Source organism: Paenibacillus sp. FSL L8-0340 (assembly GCF_038593145.1).
Lineage (GTDB): Bacteria > Bacillota > Bacilli > Paenibacillales > Paenibacillaceae > Paenibacillus_AQ.
Map to the genome: position 1 here is coordinate 5,778,109 of NZ_CP151967.1, position 18,508 is coordinate 5,796,616.

Below are 18,508 nucleotides of genomic sequence, written 5' to 3' on the forward strand. Positions count from 1 at the left end.
ATAAATATAATTCGCTATAGCTCCACATTCTCCTGCAAAATTGTTAAAAGTTTTGTCAGTTTATGTTGAAAATTCATTTTTTCCTCTGCGGTGATCGCTTTTGGACCCTTGGAATAGTGCCCCCGCCTGCGTTCCACTGCACTGGCATGCCTGCTCTCCAGCATAAAATCCATGTTGGAATTGTCATATTCCTGTCCCCGGTTAGAGAGTACCTTGCAACGTTTGCCGAGCGCAAGTGCCGCCAGGCCGTAGTCCTGGGTAATGACTACATCTCCAGCAGAAACATGATTGGCAATATAGAGGTCTGCACTGTCAGCACCGCGGTCCACCTGCACCACAGTAACACCTTCTTCAGCCTGCAGCACATGGTCAAAAGAAGAAACCATCAATACCGGAATGCCGAAAGAACGGGCTACAGCAACGATTTCCTTCTTGACCGGGCATGCGTCCCCGTCGACTACAATTGTTCTTGCTTGGGATCTCAACATGACATCACCAAATTCCCGTGTAATATATATACGCTTTGCCAAACGAAAATCCTTCTTTGATAAAGCATAAATACGGAACGAATGTCAACTTACGCATTGGCACCGTTCCGTATATTTATACCCTAAACCATCGATCTATACCATGAAATTCACAAACATTACTTGGATACTGCCGGGTTTTACCAAACCAGCTTACCGAAATCAGCAAAAGATTTGGAGTCGGCATCAATGCCTGCCAGCAGCGCAAGACGGTTGGCACGTATTCCCTCGTCTTCAGCCATGACCATTACGGAATCGAAGAATCCGGTAACGGCATCCTTCAGGCCGGAAAGAATCCGCAGCGCCTCAGCAGCATTTCGGGCAGTGAGCGCTTCATGATACGGCGTGTGAATACCCTGCCATGTTTCGTACAGCTTAAGCTCGGCCTCTTCTTTCAGCAATGAAGGCACAACCACAATACCTTCCTGCGCCTTCGCTGCCAGATTGCTGATACGAGTCAGCGAATCCACAGTGATCTTGAAATCAGCGACGGCATTCACAGCATCGGTAAGCGCACGGCTTCTGCCTACAACAGCGACAATATCATCAAAACCAGCGGCAGTGACTGCATCCACCACATCGTATCGGATATTGTCGTCGGACAAGAGTCGTTTTACGCGCAGACCGAAGAACTCGTAAAGGTTTATACGCAGCTCAGGGGCAAAATGTTTCTCTGTGCGCAAATTTTCATGAATTTCCAAAGCCGCAGCGAAAATTTCCTGCAAAGAGATCGGCAATTGATGCTCCAGCACCATCTGCACGATGCCTGCCGCCTGGCGGCGCAGCGCATAAGGGTCCTGTGAACCGGTCGGAATAATGCCGATGGAGAAGCAGCCCACGATCGTATCGATTTTATCGGCCAGACTGACTACAAGACCAGCTTGTGTAGAAGGAACTGCATCTCCGGCAAAACGCGGCTGGTAATGTTCAAAAATACCTTTTGCCACATTTTCCGCTTCTCCCGCTTTGCGGGCATAATCTTCACCCATTGTGCCCTGAAGCTCAGGGAACTCATAGACCATCTGCGTCACCAGATCGAATTTGCAAATATCAGCCGTACGGCTGACTTCAGCCGCGGTATCTGCGGACAGCCCCAGCTTCGCAGCGAGCTTGTCAGAAATGGCACGGATGCGGCGAACCTTATCGCCAACGCTGCCCAGCTCTTCGTGATACACGATGGATTCCAGCTTAGCCAGCGCATCGCTGATCTGCAGTTTCTGATCCTCTCCATAAAAGAACTTCGCATCCGATAGTCGGGCACGCAGCACCTTTTCGTTCCCCTTGGCAATGACGTCCAGCGATTCTGCATTTCCGTTACGAACGGTAACGAAGAACGGCAGGAGCGTGCCTGCGCTATCTAAGACCGGGAAGTAACGCTGATGCTCCCGCATCGAGGTGATCAGCACCTCCTGCGGGATATTGAGGAACGAAGGATCGAAGGTGCCGAACAGTACCGTCGGTGTCTCTACCAGGAACAGCACTTCCTCCAGCAGATCTTCTTTGATGGCAATTGTCCAGCTTTTCTCCTCAGCCAGCTTATTAATCTGGTTCAGGATCAACTCTTCACGTTCCTTCACATCTACCAGCACATGCTGCGCACGCATAGCTTCCACATAATCCGCAGGTTCAGCAATAACAGCATTCGTTCCAAGGAAACGGTGCCCGCGGCTGGTATTGCCTGCTTTGACCCCTGTAATTTCCAGATCAATGATCTCTTGCCCGAACAAGGCAACCAGCCAGCGGATCGGACGGACAAATTTAAAATCATACGCTCCCCAGCGCATATTTTTCGGAAAGGTCATCGAGCCGACAATGCCGCTGAGTCCTTCGGACAATAGCGAGGAAGTATTTACACCTTCACTGTTTTTGGTGGCGTAGATATACTCCACTCCGGCCAATTCTTTAAAGGTAAACTGCTCCGTCGACACCCCTTGGCTGCGGGCAAAGCCGAGTGCGGCCTTGCTCCACTCGCCGCTCGCGTCCAACGCGATTTTGCGGGAAGGGCCCTTCACCTCTTCGCTGATATCCTCTTGCCTTTCGGCGGCATCCTTCACCAGAACCGCAAGGCGGCGCGGTGTTGCATATGCGTTGACTCCGCCATGGGAAATACGCGAAGCTTCCAGCCATTTAGTTGTTCTGTCTTTCAACTGCTCCATCGCAGCGCGGATGAAGCGTGCAGGCACCTCTTCCAAACCGATCTCGAACAATATATCTTTAGACAAGGTCAGCACCTTCTTTCTTCAGCAGCGGGAAGCCAAGCTTCTCGCGTTCCTCAAGATATGTCGCCGCAACGGTACGGGCCAAATTCCGCACCCGCGTAATAAAGCCCGTGCGTTCGGTAACGCTGATCGCTCCGCGTGCATCCAGAAGATTGAAGGTATGCGAGCATTTCAGCACATAATCGTAAGCCGGAAACACCAGATGGTGCTCCATGGCTCTGCGTGCTTCCTCTTCGTAGGTATTAAAGAGTGTGAACAGCATTTTGACATCGGAGACTTCAAATGTATAGGTCGAGTGCTCAACCTCCGGCTGATGAAATACATCACCATAGGTCATGCCGTCCACCCATTCCAGATCAAACACATTTTCTTTCTTCATGATGTTGGTAGCCAGACGTTCCAATCCGTATGTGATCTCAACAGCAACCGGTTTGGTCTCAATTCCTCCGACTTGCTGGAAGTAAGTAAACTGAGTAACCTCTTCGCCGTTCAACCATACTTCCCAGCCAAGGCCTGCACAGCCCAGCGACGGATTCTCCCAGTTATCTTCGACAAACCGGATATCATTCTGCAGCGGGTCTACGCCAAGCGCCTTCAGGCTTTCCAGATAAAGCTCCTGGATATTGTCCGGGGAAGGCTTGATAATCACCTGGAACTGGTGATGCTGGTACAGGCGGTTCGGGTTCTCGCCATAACGTCCATCCGATGGACGGCGGGAAGGCTCAACATAAGCTACTTTCCAAGGCTCCGGTCCAAGCGAACGCAAAAACGTCATGGGGTTCATCGTTCCCGCCCCCTTTTCCGTATCATACGGCTGGACGAGAATACAATTCTCTGCTGCCCAGAACTGCTGCAGTGTCAAAATCATCTGCTGAAAATTCATACTACCGACTCCTTCGCTTACAAGTTTTTGGCACACTGTGCCTTGAGGCATCTTGCTCCTGCGCGATGGAGGCGGTCCTCTTTTATACTTGCGGCGGTACAGGATTCTTGGTTAAGATCCTCGCCACAAGGCAAAAAAGCTCCCGCCCCCATGCCTGATATACAGACATAGGGACGAGAGCTTAACTTATTCTCCCGCGGTTCCACCCTACTTGATTACGCATCCGGTATCCGGCCAATAAAGCAGGCCACATCCGATGAGCGCAATCCACTTTTCATTCTGCCGTTACCGTACTCCCGGGTGCCCTGTTCATGAACCTTGTCCCGCCAGGCTTCCACTATCCCCGGCTCGCTTAAGCGACAAATTTGCCCACTACTTTCCCGATCACTGTACGTCTCCAAATGTCAGAGCAACAACGGCTGTATACAAGAAGAAACTGTCACCATAGTAACGGAAAATTTGGATTTCGTCAAATATCGTATTTGTCGAGCTGATCAAGAAATCCTTGCGACTTCAGCTTCAGCCCGAGCTGCATGTCCATAAAGGCACGCATAATCTTTTTAAGTTCTGCGCGGGTGCCTTCCTTCACGTCGACATTTCCAAGCCGGTTTAAATCAAGTGCAGCGAATAGACGCAGCAGCTTCAGCGCCCGCGGAGAAATCTCCATGGCTGGAGGATCATTATGCCTGCAGCTGCGGCAGAGCACCCCGCCGAGACGGGGACTTATTCTGAGTTCTTCATCAGGTTTGTCCAACCCGCATACGACACAGGCATCCAGTTCCGGACCATATCCGGCCGCCTGCAGTATTTTCATCTCAAAAACATTTATAATGACGCCGGGTTCCTTGCCGTCCTCAAGTGCATTCAAGCAGGCGGAAAGCTGGCGGAACCAAAAGCTTCCCGTCTCCTCATCATGCAGCACACGGTCAAGCAGCTCGCAGGCATATGAAGCATATGCCGCTTTGAACAAATCCCCGCGCAGCGGATGGTGAGACTGTGTAATTTCCCCGGCATTTAATGTACCCAGTCCCCCGTTGTTGCGGAAAAACACAAATTCCCCTACAGTGAACAGCTGGATCAGGGCAGCATGGCGGCTTTTGACCTTCTTGGCGCCGCGCACCAGAACGCCTACTTTGCCGGCGTTCTCGGTGCAAAGCGTAATAATCGCGTTCCCCTCGCCGTAGTCCATGCTGCGGATGACGATCCCTTCCACCCTGTGTAGCATGCCTCTTCCCCCAACCATTCGGCAAGCAACCAGTCCTTATTGCGCTTCTTCATCAAGGGCCTTCTCTTCCTCTGCAAGCAGCAGTCCGCCTTCATCCAGCGGATCTCCGGCTTCCCTGTACAGCAGATAAGCATCGACATCTCCAGTCATTGCAAAATACTTCCACGAAAAGTCTCGCATTCGTATTCATCCTTTCTTCGGAAACACGATGTCTCTTCAGAAATAGGATGTGCGATGTACCAGGTTCTATCCTTGCAATTCCTGCCAAGAAGCTGCGGAGCCCAAGATTAAAGGTCTTTATGGAAGCCCAAATCCCGCAGTACGCGGTCCTGATTGCGCCAGTCTTTTTTCACTTTTACCCATAGCTCCAGAAAAATCTTCGATCCCAGCAGGTTCTCGATATCCGTACGGGCGCGCCGGCCCACTTCTTTCAGCAGCGCACCCTGCTTGCCGATAATGATCCCCTTCTGGGAATCGCGCTCCACAAAAATAACGGCGGAAATATGCACAACTCCATTGGGTTCTACACTCATATCCTCGATGGCCACCGCGATGGAATGCGGTACCTCTTCGCGGGTCATATGGAGAATCTTCTCACGGATCAGCTCCGCGCAGACGAACTGCTCCGGATGATCGGTAATCTGATCGTCGGGATAATACTGCGGACCTTCCGGCAAATATTTCGCCACCTGATCCAGCAGGGTATTCACATTGTTACCCAGCTTGGCGGAGATCGGCACGATTTCGGCAAACTCATGCAGCTTGTTGTACTGTGTAATCAGCGGCAGCAGCACTTCCGGCTCAATCTTGTCAATTTTGTTCATCACCAGAATAACCGGTGTCTTGATACTGTGTAATTGCTCGGCGATAAAGCGGTCGCCGCCGCCGAGTCCTTCGGATGCGTCCACCAGAAACAGCACGGCCTCCACTTCATGCAGCGTGCTCATCGCCGTCTGGTTCATGTAGTCACCCAGCTTAGATTGTCTTTTATGGATACCCGGTGTGTCCAGAAATACGATCTGCGAGTTGTTGGCAGTGTAAACCCCGTGGATTTTGTTTCTGGTTGTCTGCGGCTTGTCCGACATGATGGCAATTTTTTGGCCAATCACCTGGTTCATTAGTGTCGATTTGCCTACGTTCGGTCTGCCGATAATGGCGACAAACCCTGATTTGAATTTCAATATAATCTTCCTTCCTTGACATAACTTCAAATTCATAAAGTTTCTTGTTAAAACCTTTTCGATCCCGGTAAATCCCCCTTAGCCAAGAGGGACCCCAAGGGCCCCTGCCCTCTGGACACCCGGAATGGGATGGCACAGTTAGGTTCGACGCTTGGGTGAGACGGATGGTGCTTAGAGCGCTTTCGTTCCCTGCGGGAACACACTTGGCTGGCTGAACGGGAAACTTGGCCGGCTGAGCGGGAAAGCTAGTCAACTGTTTGTACCACGCGGAGCGGATAAATTAGTTAGCTGCATATGCGGCAGTGCAGCGGTAAAGCTGCTTGTCGGCGATGGAACAGATAACTCTTACTTCTAGGGCTTTTTGGACAATCCTTCGGTTTATGCAGTTTAATTGTATTTTGTACAGTTAAATACCTTTGAATCGTTACCTCTATGATTTTAGCTGCATTATGTACAATTAAATTTGGCAAAAACCGCTGCTTGGAGCCATTATGCTGATTTTAGTTGCAGGTTATACAACTAAACACATATCTTGCAAAAAACAGGTTAGTTTAGCTGTACAAAATACAACTAAACTAGGCAAGCGTAACGGGAAAGGCAAAATGACCTACCGCCACACATTTGTTCTGCAATAGCCGGAAACGTCAACCCTCCCGCTCTGCCATCTTCCCAAGTTAATAACGCTGTAAACAGGGTTACACCTATCAAATATCTACTCAGGAGCTTGCCCCTGCTCCAAATCGTCCGGTCCGAAAGCACCCGGGAGCAGCTCACGCACGGTAGTCTCCACGATGTCGCCTTTCATGTTCCCGAGGATGACCTTCATGTCGGGACCGCATAGCTCCACCATCACCTGCCGGCAGACACCGCAGGGCGATACGGGGCCATCGGTATCGGCAACAACCGCGATAGCCTGAAAGCTGCGGGCTTTATGGCCGTCCGCGATGGCGCGGAACATTGCAGTCCGCTCCGCACAGTTGGTCGGCCCGTAAGCAGCATTTTCAATATTGCAGCCATGATGGACATGACCGTCCTGATCCAGCAGCGCAGCACCGACGCCAAAGCGGGAATAAGGTATATAAGCACTCATTCGTGCCTTTATCGCTTCTTGAAGAAGTAGCGCAGAATCCATAGTGATCCTCCTAAAAGTTTTGTAAGCATAGACTTCATCGAGTTACTTCGGAAAAAACTTACTTCGAAAGCTAACCCTAAGTTTTGTAAGCATAGACTACATTAAGTTGATTTGGGCAAACCGTTTCCCCTACACACCATTAAAATTGTTCAACATACAGGATTCTTACTGCGAGAAGTATGAATCTAACCAAAGATGGCGGAGCGCAAAACGCCGATCCGCCTCTCCCCGAGCTCAAGTTGTAAACTGATTATGACATAAGTCCAGTGATCCAGTCCATTACCGGGTGATAAAAAACATAGATTCCCGTAATCACAGCAAACACCGCCGTAAGCAGCACAGCACCTGCGGCGGTATCTTTGGCAGTCTTGGCCAGGGGATGAATCTCCGGTGAGACCAGATCAACCGTCGCTTCAATAGCCGTATTCAGCAGCTCAGCGGTCAAAACGAGCGTAATTGCCAGCAGCAACAACATCCAGCTTGCTGCAGGAAGTCTGAATACGGCGGCAGCGGCAAGCACAAGAACAGCCAAGCCGCTATGTACCTTCATATTCAGTTCGGATTTGAACGCTCCCGCAATGCCCTGAGCTGCAAATCGAAACGAATGCCAGAACTTTTTGTGGCCTACCGCCGTATTTTTGACCATTAGCGTGTTAACCCGACCTGAGCCAGCACATGCTCCTGCTTGGACATCATTTCGGCCTCAGAAGCAGCATCCTGATGATCGTAGCCCAGCAGATGCAAAAATCCGTGCACAAACAGGAAACCCAGCTCACGCTCCAGGGAATGGCCATATTCCAAAGCCTGCTCCTGCGCCCGGGTGACAGAGATAATGATATCCCCCAGCACATTCGGCACATCTTCTAGCTCTTCATTCTCATCTTGTCCGTATATAATTTCCAGCTCATCTTCGCTGGTTTCGTTCATGGCAAAGGAAAGCACGTCCGTCGGACGGTCAATTCCCCGGTATTCCCGATTGAGCTCATGAATCCGTTCATTGTTGACGAAGGTAAGGTCCACCTCGCCGCCCTCAATGCCTTCGGCTTCACCCGCTTTTTGCAGAATGCGCTCCAGCAGAGATATTAGCTCGTCATTAATCTCGTGTTCTTCCTGTTCATTGTTCCAAACGATTGCAAGACTCATGTATTTACGGCTCCTTCCTCTTTTTTAGGTTTCTTCACTTCCTCCGGATATTCGATCCGGGAATGAAAAATCCCCATAACCGTTTCTTTCAATGTCCGCGCGATAATATCCAATTCCTTTATCGTAAGATCACATTCATCGAATTGATGGTCATCCAGCCGGCTTTTGATAATCTTCTCGATCATCGTCTCCACCTGCACAACCGTCGGCTTGCGAAGTGAACGGACAGCAGCCTCCACACTGTCGGCGATTCCGACAACTGCAGATTCCTTCGACTGCGCCTTCGGCCCAGGGTAACGGAAATCCTCTTCCGTGAAATCAGGCTCCACACCCTTCTCTTCGGCCAGCTTCAATGCTTTATGATAAAAATAATGCAGAAATGTCGTGCCGTGATGCTGTTCAGCAATGTCACGGATCGGTTTGGGCAGCTTGTACTCCTTCTGCATTTCCACCCCGTCGCGGGCGTGGGCCACGATGATTGATTTGCTCAGCTTCGGTTCAATCGAATCATGCGGATTCTCCATGTTGTTCTGGTTCTCGATAAAATAAAACGGCCGCTTCGTCTTGCCGATATCATGATAATAAGAGCCTACGCGGCAGAGCAGCCCGTCCGCCCCGATCGCCTCCGCCGCAGCTTCTGACAGATTGCCGACCATTACACTGTGATGATAGGTTCCGGGCGTTTCTGTAAGCAGCTTGCGCAGCAAAGGATGATTCGGATTCGACAGCTCTACCAGCTTGAGTGCCGATAGAATGCCAAAGGTAGCCTCAAAGAAAGGCATCAGGCCGATTACCAGCACTGCGGTCAGCAGACCGCTGGCAAAGGCAAAGCCGATAGCATACAGTGTCTGCGTCTGATTCCAGTCTCCGCCGCTCAGGAGCGTCAGCATAAACACAGCCACACAACCGAACAGAGACACCATGATTCCGCCTTTCAGCAGCGTTGACCGCTGCCCGGCGCGGTGGGTGGCGAAAATTGCCACATAGCAAACGATAAGCGCAAAGAATCCGAAGTTGAAATCGAACACCGTATTTTGCTGCACATTCAATATAATACTGGAAAGAATACTGAACAGGATGGAACAGAAATAAGCCAGCGTCATATCCAGCAGCATTGCGATCAGCATAGCGCCAATGGCTACCGGAGCCAGGAACCCGACATAAGACCGGACATCCGTCTGTAAAAACGCGGCAAGCCGCATCGAGATGATCGTAATAATAAACACAAGCACCAGCATAAGCAGCTGGGAATTATTGTACTTGAAGCCGGAGGTCCCCCCGGTATAACGGATGAACATCAGCAGACCGGCGGAGAGCATAGCTGACAGCAGGAACAGGCCCAACTGCGGCCAATAATTGACCTCATTGCTCAGCAGGCCGCTCTCATCCAGCAGTGCGTACAGCTCGGGTGTAATATACTCCCCTTTAGCAACAAGCACATCCCCCTGCTCAATGAACACATCCGGCGTGTTCTCGCGGGCCTGCACCTTAGCTTCCTTGGTAGCTTCCTCATCGTAGAACTTATTGCTCGTGATCACCAGCCGTACCAGCTCCTGCACCACCTCACGGGCTGTGCGCTGGCTTAGCGAGCTGACGCTGACCTGCTCCGCTACCTTCGCGCGCGCAGTCTGGGCATCCACAATCTGGTCGTTCATCAGCTTGGTGACAATATCCCGGGCAACCGGCTTCATCTCGATGATGTCCTGAGAGGTCAGCCGCGGAATTTTGATGTAAGTCTCCTCCGGGATGACATAGGTCTGTTCTTTGATGACGGACTGCATCTCATCGAGCAGTGTGGTGGAATACGTGCCGGAGTTACGGCTCGAATTCACAAAGTTCACGATAAAATCATTGGCCCGCTGCGGGATTACATCCTTGTAAATGCCGGCCTTCTCACTTTGTGAAATCAGATCATCCTGATTGAGCCGGTCAATCCGGTCTATCAGCAAGGTTACCAGATTATCGAGCCTCATCGGAATAATCTCATACCTGTTCTGCACGGTCTCAGCGGCGGCTTCCTGAGCCTTCAGCGTAGCCTTGCTGTCGAGTATTTGCTTCGGCGCAGTAATTTCCTTGGCACTTTTGGTGTTCTCTTTAATGTCATAGCGTTTAGGCAGCAAATCAGGTGAGAGACTGAAGTAGAAAACAATCCCCAATAACAGGAAAAGAGCATAGCGCGTCGCCGCGCTATACTTCCAGCCGTTGTTGCTATATACAAATCCGCTTAATTTCGATGGTTGCTTTGAGGCCATGGAGACAGTCCCCTTTGTTAGTCCTGGTTTTCGGCAGAGCGGTCATAGGCGACGATAATTTTTTGCACCAGGGAATGCCGTACGACATCCTGTTCCGCAAAATAAACAAACCCAAGCTCCTCGATGCCTGACAGAATCGCCTTCGCTTCGATCAACCCGGATTTTTTGCCGCGCGGCAGGTCAATCTGGGTAACGTCACCCGTAATAACCATCTTGGAGCCAAAGCCAAGCCGGGTAAGGAACATTTTCATCTGTTCAGGAGTCGTATTCTGGGCTTCATCCAGAATGATAAAAGAATCATCCAGCGTGCGTCCGCGCATATACGCGAGCGGTGCAATTTCGATCAATCCCCGTTCCAGTGCCTTGGCAACCTGATCGGGGCCCATAACGTCGTATAAGGCGTCGTAGAGCGGACGGAGATATGGGTCAACCTTTTCCTGCAAATCGCCGGGAAGGAAGCCCAGGCTTTCTCCTGCTTCAACTGCAGGACGTGTAAGGACGATGCGCTTCACGGAACCTTCCTTCAGCGCGGTGACGGCAAGCACAACGGCGAGATAGGTTTTTCCTGTTCCCGCAGGTCCGATGCCAAAGACGACATCGCGTTTCTTGATCGAAGTCACATAGTGCTTCTGGCCAATCGTTTTGACACGGATCGGCTTGCCGCGGAAGGTTGTCGTAATTTCACCTTTGAACAAATCAAGCAGTTGGTCGGCGCGGAAATCCTTTGCCAGCTCCACCGCATACTGCACATCACGTTCACTAAGTATGTAACCGCTGCGGATCAGAGACAGCAGCACATTGAACAGCTGTCCCAGCATGTCCACTTCCCGCTCGGCCCCGCGTATTGTAACCTCAGCTTCACGCGAGTCGATAACCGCCGGTATTTCACTCTCGATAATTTTCAGAAAACCATCCTGCGGGCCGAACAGGGATTGCGCTTCTCCCGCATTTTGCAAAGATATACGAATGCTTGCAGTCTGTTCTGACAAGTAGCCTCATTCTCCTCGGTTGTTTACTATCGGAAGTTCTTCCGTGATTCTCTCTTCCACTTCAAACATCACTTTCATATAAACTTTACCATTCTCTTTCTTCTCATGCAAAATTTTTTGACTTTTAATAACGCTGTCAGTGCCGTAACGGGCCAAAATATCATTAGTTGCCCGAGTAATCCCTTCCTGCCGGGCAGCCTCCGGAGTTTTGGTGCCGGAAGTATACTTGACCTCCATTTCCTTCTCAGTCATCAGTCCAAGCGGCACCTGCAAAGAACGCCAGGACAGCAGATCATGCTCTGTAAGCGTCCGTGATTTCTCAAATCCGGATTTCCCGTAGCCCCAAAGTTGAACCGCCCAATTGCCGATCACCAGATATGTGCGGTCTTTCCGGTCCCCTGTATATGAACTGCCGGTTGTTTTGAGCGGCACCTCAATGTTGTATTCATGCCATACTAGACCCTTTACCTCGCCTTTGGCAACCACCGTCTGCATATTGTTTTCATCACCCAGGGTGCCGGAGATCAGAATATCCCCTTTCTTGACCCGCGAATTGCGCGCTACAACCGGTCTGCCCTGCTCGGCGTAGATCTCGGTAACCACCGCATCGGTTCTGCTGATCAGATGGCGCTGGCTGAGCAGCGGCTTGTTCTCAGGCTTGTCAGCCTCGACAACCTGGATAGTAATGCTCGTCCCCGTCCGCTGCACCCCTACCCAGGAAAGTCCCGGCATCCTCGAGGTCATCTCCCTGGAGAGCTTGTCCGGCTCCTCCATACGCCAAATCCACTGGAATGGATAGATGCCTTCTTGACGCGCAGCGTCCAGAATATCTTCGGAGGCAATGAATTGATTCCCTTCGACTTTGATGCTCCACACCATTGAAGAAAGCAGCAGAAGGCCAATGCCAAACAGCAATAAACCGGCAGCAAAAAACTTCCGTTTCCACAGCCGCGCGAGCCGGAAGGGCAAGCCATTCCTGCCTGTCACATGCATGCGGCAGCCTGTCTTTTTTAACAGCGGCCGAAGGATAAAAAAGTCATTCAGCAGCAGATTCAGGGAAGCGCCATCCCCCGCAGGCCTCACATCCCATATGAGGATGCCTTGTTCGTTCACTGCATTGATAAACCTTTCCACCTGCGGTCCCGTCACATGCAGTGTAACGAACCCCCGCAGGGATGCCAGAGGCGGTTCTTTCATGGTTTCTCCTCGCTTCCCTTATATCTGATCTCCCCGATTAAACCCTCTACAGCCAGTTCCTGGCCCAGAATATTCCGGATCACTAATCCCTCGCCGGAAATCTCCAGATATCCATTGACTAACGCAAGCTTAAGCTGCCCGGAGGAAAAATGCAGCACGCCGCGATGGTTCTCAATATACAGCTCCTTATTGCCGATCAGGGTGATTCGGGGCATCTCCTGCAGCACATCCTGCGGAAGATCCAATACCCCGTTTGTCCATCCCCGCAGCCTGCGGCCGATACGGGTCATATGTAGACTTCTCCCCCTTCCTGCCTTCTGTACACCTTATGCGGCAATGCTGATTTTTATGAGAAGAACTCACCCTGCCTACTGTAATTTCAATTTCAGCATAGAATTTGGCTTACCCGCTCCAGTCCGTATTTTTGAAATTGGTTGAAAATACAATCCAAAATGAAAATCTCAAAATATAATAATCTATCTAACAGGAAAGGAGGAATTTACTATGGCAGTCTTCACCAGCACAACGGGTCCGATTCTGAACGGCTCGGAGACAGGAGTCCGGGCTCAATTTGTCCGGCTGCTTATCAGCAATGACGCAGTTACCGATTTCGCATCGATCGAAATAAGTGTGTTTGCAATTGATGATAACTCTGTCAATACACCCAAAGTACCGCTCGCCCGTCAAGCATTTTCGCTGAATCCAAGCTCGGTAACGAATAGGACAATCCCGGTCAGCGGATTTCCGGTTTACGAAGTACAGCTCTCGGTAACTACGCCTAACCCTGATATTGAAGTAGTCGTTACCACCGTAGGCGTGGACGCAGGCGGCAAAATTGTGGACAACCAGCAGTATCTCTACACTCAACTGACCACAATTCCCGCTCTGACTCCGTAATAGCATATCTTCCCCACAACACCAAGAAGGACTTCATAAAAAAAGCGGCAATCAGCACCGGTGGAATACCGGCGGCTGATTGCCGCTTAATACTTCATAGCTATACTCAACGCCGCGAAGAATGCGGTTTGCGTGAACGGGGAGGAGCAAGGATTTCAGCCCATACCAGACCGTTCCGCAGCGATTCACGATTATCTGCCAAACCATGACGGGCAGCAGATCGCGCGGAGACAGTACCGCTCTTACCAGTAGTCCCTGCGTCCCATGCCTCTGAAGCGTCTGCCACGCCGTCAAACGACGCCTGCAGGCGTTCCAGCTCCCGCTGCATCCGTTCTGTACGCGCCTGTACGCTGTCTTCTCCCGATTGCTCAAGAGACATTCCTTCACCTGTATCATAGTCAGGAGAAGGCCGCTCAGGAGACTCCTTCCAGACAGGAGAAGAATCATACTCACGCTCTTCATAGGACACGGAAGGCTGGCCCGGATAGGAAGACTCGCCTGGAACAGGAAACCCGCTGCCCTGACGGGCCGGGCTTTCATCCTCAGGGTTCCGTTCCTGCTGCCGGGCACGGCGGAGAGGACTAGCGTCCCCCCCGCCGCCAAAAGTCGGCATACCGCCGCGCGGAGCATTTTTCTGTTTATTCTTCCCCGCTTTGTTCATGTTGGAAAAGATCGCAATCACAATGACTACGGCGATATAAATCAAACTGCTCATGGGATCTCACATCCCCTTATTTATTGGTCGGACGGCTTGAATCATCGCCATCATTTAATTTGCCGAGCGAGCCGCGCATTTGCGTATCGGCTTCAATGTTTTTGAGGTTCATGTAATCCATGACCCCGAGTTGACCGGCACGCAGCGCTTCAGCCATAGCCAGCGGCACCTGGGATTCAGCTTCGACGACCAGCGCCTTCATCTCAACGACGCGGGCTTTCATTTCCTGCTCATGGGCAACAGCCATCGCTCTGCGTTCCTCCGCCTTGGCCTGTGCAATTCTTTTATCAGCTTCAGCCTGCTCAGTTTGCAAATAGGCTCCGATATTCTTGCCAACGTCGATATCTGCAATATCAATGGACAAAATTTCAAAGGCCGTACCTGAATCCAAACCCTTGGACAAAACTGTACGCGAGATTGAATCCGGATTCTCCAGCACATCCTTATGGGAGTCACTTGAACCTACTGTTGTTACAATCCCCTCGCCAACACGGGCGATAATCGTTTCTTCGCCGGCACCGCCGACGAGACGGTCGATATTCGCCCGTACGGTCACTCTCGCCTTAACCTTAACCTCGATACCGTTCTTGGCGACAGCAGCGACAATCGGCGTCTCAATGACACGCGGATTAACACTCATCTGTACGGCCAGCAGTACGTCGCGGCCGGCAAGATCAATGGCTGCGGCGCGTGTGAATTCAAGCGGAATATCCGCCCGCTGGGCGGCGATCAAGGCATTGACAACCCGGTCGACGTTACCGCCGGCCAAGTAATGGCTTTCCAGTTGATTGATATTCAGGCCAAGCCCTGCTTTGGTGGCTTTAATGAGCGGGTTAACGATCCGGCTCGGAGTAACCCGGCGGAGTCTCATGGCCACCAGGGTAATAATGCTGATTCTTACGCCGGATGCCCATGCGGAAACCCACAGCATCACCGGGAAGAAACTGAAGAACACGCTCAGTACGATGATCACAACAACTGCGATCAGCAAAATTGGAATTAAAGACGCTTCGCCCATACTTTTTGTCAACCTCCGTTACATTTTTAAAATTCATAAACATACTGGCTGCAGGCTCCGCTTATTTCTCGGATTCCTTCACAACCACACGGCCTCCCTCGACCTTCACCACGGAAACTGGAACCCCCGAACTGATGAAGCTCCCTTCGGTTACCACATCCACACGTTCATTGCCGACCAAGGCCGTTCCGGCCGGACGAAGCGGTGTAATGCTGACGCCCGAGGCACCAATCAGACTCAATTTCTCCAGCACCGGAACAAATCCCTGCTCTTTGGTTAGACTGTCGCGCAGAATAAACCGGTTCCAGATGCCCCGTTCCTTGAAGACCACAGCTACGATGGCGATAACTACTGTGGCTGCCGCAAAGGCTATTCCCAGATTAAAAAATGCATGCTCTAAGCTGAAAGCAGCCCGAACGACGCCTGCCACAAGGCTTACAGAGCCCAGCAAACCCAGAATCCCGAAGCTTGGGACAAACAGCTCCAGCACAAGCATGACAAGTCCCAGAATGAACAACAGCCAGGTCTCCGCTCCAGCGAAGCCCGCCACATAGTTGCCAAAGAAATAAAGGGCAAATGCGAGCGTCCCGATAATTCCCGGAGCGCCAAAGCCCGGCACCAGCAGCTCAATGACAATTCCGGCGATGCCGATGAAGAGTAGTATCGTCATAATAATCGGATTTGTCAGAAAATGCGACATTTTTTCTGCTCCGGTATGTTCCACGCGAAAAATGTCGTCTGTGGAATAACCTAACAAAGTGATGGCCTCTTCCGGCGTATCGGCAAGATAATCGGCATATCCGGCTTTCACCGCTTCATTGCTGGTCAAGGCAATTATTTGGCCTTGCGCTTTGTTCACCCCGAGTTCAGGCTTGTTCACGACAAGGTTCACATCCATCATTCCTGCAGCAATCTCCGGATCACGCCCGTTCAGTGAAGCGGCGCCAACCATCTTGGATTTCCAGTAGGATACCATCTTTGCGTCGTCCACGCTTTTTCCGTTCATATCCACCAGCGATGCAGCGCCGATCATACTTCCGGGCTTCATAATAATTGAGTTGGCGTTTAGGGCAATATAACTGCCGGCAGATGCAGCATCTCCTTTAATATAAGCAGCTGTAGGAATTTCACTGTCCCTGACCATCTGCCCGATTTGTTCCGCAGAGTCGACAAGTCCCCCTGGTGTATCAATCTCCAATACAATCAGAACCGCCCCGTATTTTGCTGCCTCCTCAAATCCCCGCTCCAAAAAGCTTTGCAGTCCGCGTTCAATCTCCTGGTCAACCGGAATAATGAACACCGGCCCGCCCTTCGGCTTTTCCGCAGCCGTTCCTCCTGCAGCCGAAGAGGTCCCCTCTGCTTGCGTGTAAGCTGCAAACGGCGTCAAGAGCATCAGCAGCAGGACGGTGACTATGCCCGAAAAGGCAATTTTACGGATTTTTTTCACTTGTAAACCTCCTTTCTCTAAAAATAACTTCAGCACATAATCCTTAGTACGCCATTCCCGGAAATATGTTTCAAACAATCGTCGGGTCGGATCAGGAACACATTACCGAAAACAGGGCGGAGCAACAAAAAAAGGGAGGAAGTAAGCTGCGCTTTACTTTCTCCCTTCATTTTATCCACCGACAATGAAAAACACCCCTTTATTCAAGGGGTGCTAGCGTTATATTATTGCAGAAATTGCAGAACCGCCTGGTTCACGAGTTTACCATCGGCGCGACCTTTGACCTTAGGCATCAGTGCGCTCATGACCTTACCCATTTCACTTTTCGAAGAAGCACCGGTTTCCTGGATGGTCTGCTGTACAATCACTTTAATTTCTTCTTCGGAAAGCTGCTCGGGAAGATACTTAATGATAATCTCGATTTCTGCCTTCGTACTCGCGGCAAGCTCGTCGCGACCCGCTGATTCAAATTCTTGGAGGGCATCTTTGCGCTGTTTGATTTCACGACTAAGGATATCAAGCACTTCGTTGTCGTCTAATGTTCTCTTCAAATCTATTTCAAGATACTTTATTGTAGAACGAACCATTCGAATGGTGGAGAGTGTGAACTTGTCCTTACTCTTCATCGCTTGCTTCATATCTTCGTTTAATCGTTCGCTAAGATTCATGCGTGGGTAATCCTCCTAAAACTTTCTCTTACGAGCAGCCTCAGACTTCTTCTTGCGCTTTACGCTTGGCTTCTCATAATGCTTACGTTTCTTCACCTCAGCCAAGACACCATCTTTAGCGATGGAACGTTTAAAGCGACGAAGTGCAGCATCAATTGTCTCGTTTTTACGAACTTTCGTTTCAGACACCAGTTTTCCCTCCCTCCGACCAGACCGTCCAAGAGCATAACACGGTTCATCATATTTCATTATAGGTCAAACCGAAATAAGGTGTCAACCTTCGTGTTATTCTTTTTTTAGGCAGGTTATCAGAATTTGAAATATCTGCTAAGCATGTGATGCGGAATTGCCGACAAGTGCGCCCAGTTTGGCACCGCCAAGCAAATGATAATGAAGATGAGGCACGGCTTGTCCGCTGTCCGGACCGCAATTGTTGATCAGACGGTAGCCTGTCTCCGCAATTCCGAGCTGAATAGCAATTTGCTGCGCTACAGCGTGAATCTCACCGATCAGAGGCAGATCTTCAGCCGTAACATCATTCATCGACGCGATGAACTTCTTAGGGATAATCAGCACATGCACCGGTGCGGCAGGCTCAATATCGTAGAATGCCAGTATCCGCTCGTTCTCGAACACTTTTTTGGAAGGGATTGAGCCTTCAATAATCTTGCTAAAGACAGTTTCCATACAACGCTTCCTCCTAAAAGTTTGTGGAGCGATACTTCCGTAGTAATTCTCAGACCGGCCTTCTTCGCCACAATTTGTTTTTATGTTCTCTAATCATACAGGATAATCATGGATTACGAAAGCGGCACAAAAATAATACAACGCAGGGAAGCCGGAAAAAGATCATATCATCAGTTAAATGAAATGAATACACCGCAAGCAAGAGGACAGCTCGAACAAGGATTGGGACATTGCTTAGTGAAAATGTGTGCTAGGGATAATACAGAACTCTGCTTATCGCCATGGCTGTATTATAGACAGTGTTAGCTGCTGGCAAACGGGGAGGCAT

Annotated in this window: 20 protein-coding genes; 1 reads left to right on the plus strand and 19 read right to left on the minus strand. The window is 50.6% G+C overall.

Going from position 1 to position 18,508, the window contains the following annotated elements; all coding sequences use genetic code 11:
- Window positions 1-14 precede the first annotated feature (14 nt).
- The 13 genes from NST07_RS26580 to yqfC form a co-directional block, all read right to left on the minus strand.
- The gene (locus NST07_RS26580; protein ID WP_341095517.1) at window positions 15-488 is read right to left on the minus strand and encodes a YaiI/YqxD family protein; all 474 of its coding nucleotides are present in this window, start codon (window positions 486-488) and stop codon (window positions 15-17) included.
- A gap of 179 nt (window positions 489-667) precedes the next feature.
- Window positions 668-2,749: a glycine--tRNA ligase subunit beta gene (glyS, locus tag NST07_RS26585; protein ID WP_342480497.1), complete on the minus strand. Its 2,082-nt coding sequence runs from the start codon at window positions 2,747-2,749 to the stop codon at window positions 668-670.
- Complete coding sequence (glyQ, locus tag NST07_RS26590; protein ID WP_341095521.1) at window positions 2,742-3,629, minus strand: glycine--tRNA ligase subunit alpha; 888 nt, start codon at window positions 3,627-3,629, stop codon at window positions 2,742-2,744. Before glyQ ends, glyS begins: the two co-directional genes overlap by 8 nt.
- A gap of 469 nt (window positions 3,630-4,098) precedes the next feature.
- A complete protein-coding gene (recO, locus tag NST07_RS26595; RefSeq protein WP_341095523.1) occupies window positions 4,099-4,854 on the minus strand; it encodes a DNA repair protein RecO in 756 nt (251 codons plus the stop codon).
- Window positions 4,855-4,890: 36 nt separating this feature from the next.
- Window positions 4,891-5,034: a YqzL family protein gene (locus NST07_RS26600; RefSeq protein ID WP_341095525.1), complete on the minus strand. Its 144-nt coding sequence runs from the start codon at window positions 5,032-5,034 to the stop codon at window positions 4,891-4,893.
- Between the two features lie 107 nt (window positions 5,035-5,141).
- Complete coding sequence (era, locus tag NST07_RS26605; RefSeq protein WP_341097758.1) at window positions 5,142-5,972, minus strand: GTPase Era; 831 nt, start codon at window positions 5,970-5,972, stop codon at window positions 5,142-5,144.
- 775 nt (window positions 5,973-6,747) lie between these two features.
- Window positions 6,748-7,167 carry a cytidine deaminase gene (locus NST07_RS26610; protein ID WP_341095527.1) on the minus strand — a complete coding sequence of 140 codons (420 nt, stop codon included), beginning with the start codon at window positions 7,165-7,167 and terminating at the stop codon, window positions 6,748-6,750.
- A gap of 250 nt (window positions 7,168-7,417) precedes the next feature.
- Window positions 7,418-7,813, minus strand: a complete 396-nt coding sequence (locus NST07_RS26615) for a diacylglycerol kinase family protein (protein ID WP_038595423.1) — start codon at window positions 7,811-7,813, stop codon at window positions 7,418-7,420.
- On the minus strand, window positions 7,813-8,310 hold the full coding sequence (gene ybeY, locus NST07_RS26620) for an rRNA maturation RNase YbeY (protein WP_341095529.1): 498 nt from the start codon (window positions 8,308-8,310) through the stop codon (window positions 7,813-7,815). The genes NST07_RS26615 and ybeY overlap by 1 nt, the downstream gene beginning before the upstream one ends.
- Entirely contained in the window at window positions 8,307-10,562 is a 2,256-nt protein-coding gene (locus NST07_RS26625) for an HDIG domain-containing metalloprotein (protein WP_341095531.1), read from the minus strand. The genes ybeY and NST07_RS26625 overlap by 4 nt, the downstream gene beginning before the upstream one ends.
- A gap of 17 nt (window positions 10,563-10,579) precedes the next feature.
- A complete protein-coding gene (locus NST07_RS26630; RefSeq protein ID WP_341095534.1) occupies window positions 10,580-11,551 on the minus strand; it encodes a PhoH family protein in 972 nt (323 codons plus the stop codon).
- Window positions 11,552-11,557: 6 nt separating this feature from the next.
- The gene (yqfD, locus tag NST07_RS26635) at window positions 11,558-12,748 is read right to left on the minus strand and encodes a sporulation protein YqfD (RefSeq protein WP_341095536.1); all 1,191 of its coding nucleotides are present in this window, start codon (window positions 12,746-12,748) and stop codon (window positions 11,558-11,560) included.
- Window positions 12,745-13,038: a sporulation protein YqfC gene (gene yqfC / locus NST07_RS26640; protein WP_038595431.1), complete on the minus strand. Its 294-nt coding sequence runs from the start codon at window positions 13,036-13,038 to the stop codon at window positions 12,745-12,747. Before yqfC ends, yqfD begins: the two co-directional genes overlap by 4 nt.
- Window positions 13,039-13,252: 214 nt before the next feature.
- Between yqfC and NST07_RS26645 the strand changes: the two genes are divergently transcribed.
- The gene (locus NST07_RS26645) at window positions 13,253-13,645 is read left to right on the plus strand and encodes a hypothetical protein (protein WP_341095537.1); all 393 of its coding nucleotides are present in this window, start codon (window positions 13,253-13,255) and stop codon (window positions 13,643-13,645) included.
- Between the two features lie 106 nt (window positions 13,646-13,751).
- Here the strand turns inward: NST07_RS26645 and NST07_RS26650 are convergent, their stop codons facing one another.
- The 6 genes from NST07_RS26650 to NST07_RS26675 form a co-directional block, all read right to left on the minus strand.
- Window positions 13,752-14,360, minus strand: coding sequence for a hypothetical protein (locus tag NST07_RS26650; protein ID WP_342480498.1), 609 nt, complete (start codon window positions 14,358-14,360; stop codon window positions 13,752-13,754).
- 16 nt (window positions 14,361-14,376) lie between these two features.
- Window positions 14,377-15,378: a flotillin-like protein FloA gene (floA, locus tag NST07_RS26655; protein ID WP_038595434.1), complete on the minus strand. Its 1,002-nt coding sequence runs from the start codon at window positions 15,376-15,378 to the stop codon at window positions 14,377-14,379.
- 61 nt (window positions 15,379-15,439) lie between these two features.
- Window positions 15,440-16,771, minus strand: coding sequence for a nodulation protein NfeD (locus NST07_RS26660; RefSeq protein ID WP_341097759.1), 1,332 nt, complete (start codon window positions 16,769-16,771; stop codon window positions 15,440-15,442).
- Between the two features lie 278 nt (window positions 16,772-17,049).
- Window positions 17,050-17,493: a GatB/YqeY domain-containing protein gene (locus tag NST07_RS26665; RefSeq protein WP_036683862.1), complete on the minus strand. Its 444-nt coding sequence runs from the start codon at window positions 17,491-17,493 to the stop codon at window positions 17,050-17,052.
- A 15-nt stretch (window positions 17,494-17,508) separates the two neighbouring features.
- Window positions 17,509-17,682 carry a 30S ribosomal protein S21 gene (gene rpsU / locus NST07_RS26670; RefSeq protein ID WP_005547957.1) on the minus strand — a complete coding sequence of 58 codons (174 nt, stop codon included), beginning with the start codon at window positions 17,680-17,682 and terminating at the stop codon, window positions 17,509-17,511.
- Window positions 17,683-17,820: 138 nt separating this feature from the next.
- Window positions 17,821-18,180, minus strand: a complete 360-nt coding sequence (locus NST07_RS26675; RefSeq protein WP_038595438.1) for a histidine triad nucleotide-binding protein — start codon at window positions 18,178-18,180, stop codon at window positions 17,821-17,823.
- Between the last annotated feature and the right edge of the window lie 328 nt (window positions 18,181-18,508).

What these genes read in the sequence shown, in the direction of transcription:
- NST07_RS26580 (WP_341095517.1), bottom strand. Translation starts at nt 488, where the DNA reads ATGTTGAGATCCCAAGCAAGAACAATTGTAGTCGACGGGGACGCATGC.
- glyQ (WP_341095521.1), bottom strand. Translation starts at nt 3,629, where the DNA reads ATGAATTTTCAGCAGATGATTTTGACACTGCAGCAGTTCTGGGCAGCA.
- recO (WP_341095523.1), bottom strand. Translation starts at nt 4,854, where the DNA reads ATGCTACACAGGGTGGAAGGGATCGTCATCCGCAGCATGGACTACGGC.
- NST07_RS26600 (WP_341095525.1), bottom strand. Translation starts at nt 5,034, where the DNA reads ATGCGAGACTTTTCGTGGAAGTATTTTGCAATGACTGGAGATGTCGAT.
- era (WP_341097758.1), bottom strand. Translation starts at nt 5,972, where the DNA reads ATGAACCAGGTGATTGGCCAAAAAATTGCCATCATGTCGGACAAGCCG.
- NST07_RS26610 (WP_341095527.1), bottom strand. Translation starts at nt 7,167, where the DNA reads ATGGATTCTGCGCTACTTCTTCAAGAAGCGATAAAGGCACGAATGAGT.
- NST07_RS26615 (WP_038595423.1), bottom strand. Translation starts at nt 7,813, where the DNA reads ATGGTCAAAAATACGGCGGTAGGCCACAAAAAGTTCTGGCATTCGTTT.
- ybeY (WP_341095529.1), bottom strand. Translation starts at nt 8,310, where the DNA reads ATGAGTCTTGCAATCGTTTGGAACAATGAACAGGAAGAACACGAGATT.
- NST07_RS26625 (WP_341095531.1), bottom strand. Translation starts at nt 10,562, where the DNA reads ATGGCCTCAAAGCAACCATCGAAATTAAGCGGATTTGTATATAGCAAC.
- yqfD (WP_341095536.1), bottom strand. Translation starts at nt 12,748, where the DNA reads ATGAAAGAACCGCCTCTGGCATCCCTGCGGGGGTTCGTTACACTGCAT.
- yqfC (WP_038595431.1), bottom strand. Translation starts at nt 13,038, where the DNA reads ATGACCCGTATCGGCCGCAGGCTGCGGGGATGGACAAACGGGGTATTG.
- NST07_RS26645 (WP_341095537.1), top strand. Translation starts at nt 13,253, where the DNA reads ATGGCAGTCTTCACCAGCACAACGGGTCCGATTCTGAACGGCTCGGAG.
- NST07_RS26650 (WP_342480498.1), bottom strand. Translation starts at nt 14,360, where the DNA reads ATGAGCAGTTTGATTTATATCGCCGTAGTCATTGTGATTGCGATCTTT.
- floA (WP_038595434.1), bottom strand. Translation starts at nt 15,378, where the DNA reads ATGGGCGAAGCGTCTTTAATTCCAATTTTGCTGATCGCAGTTGTTGTG.
- NST07_RS26660 (WP_341097759.1), bottom strand. Translation starts at nt 16,771, where the DNA reads ATGCTCTTGACGCCGTTTGCAGCTTACACGCAAGCAGAGGGGACCTCT.
- NST07_RS26665 (WP_036683862.1), bottom strand. Translation starts at nt 17,493, where the DNA reads ATGAATCTTAGCGAACGATTAAACGAAGATATGAAGCAAGCGATGAAG.
- NST07_RS26675 (WP_038595438.1), bottom strand. Translation starts at nt 18,180, where the DNA reads ATGGAAACTGTCTTTAGCAAGATTATTGAAGGCTCAATCCCTTCCAAA.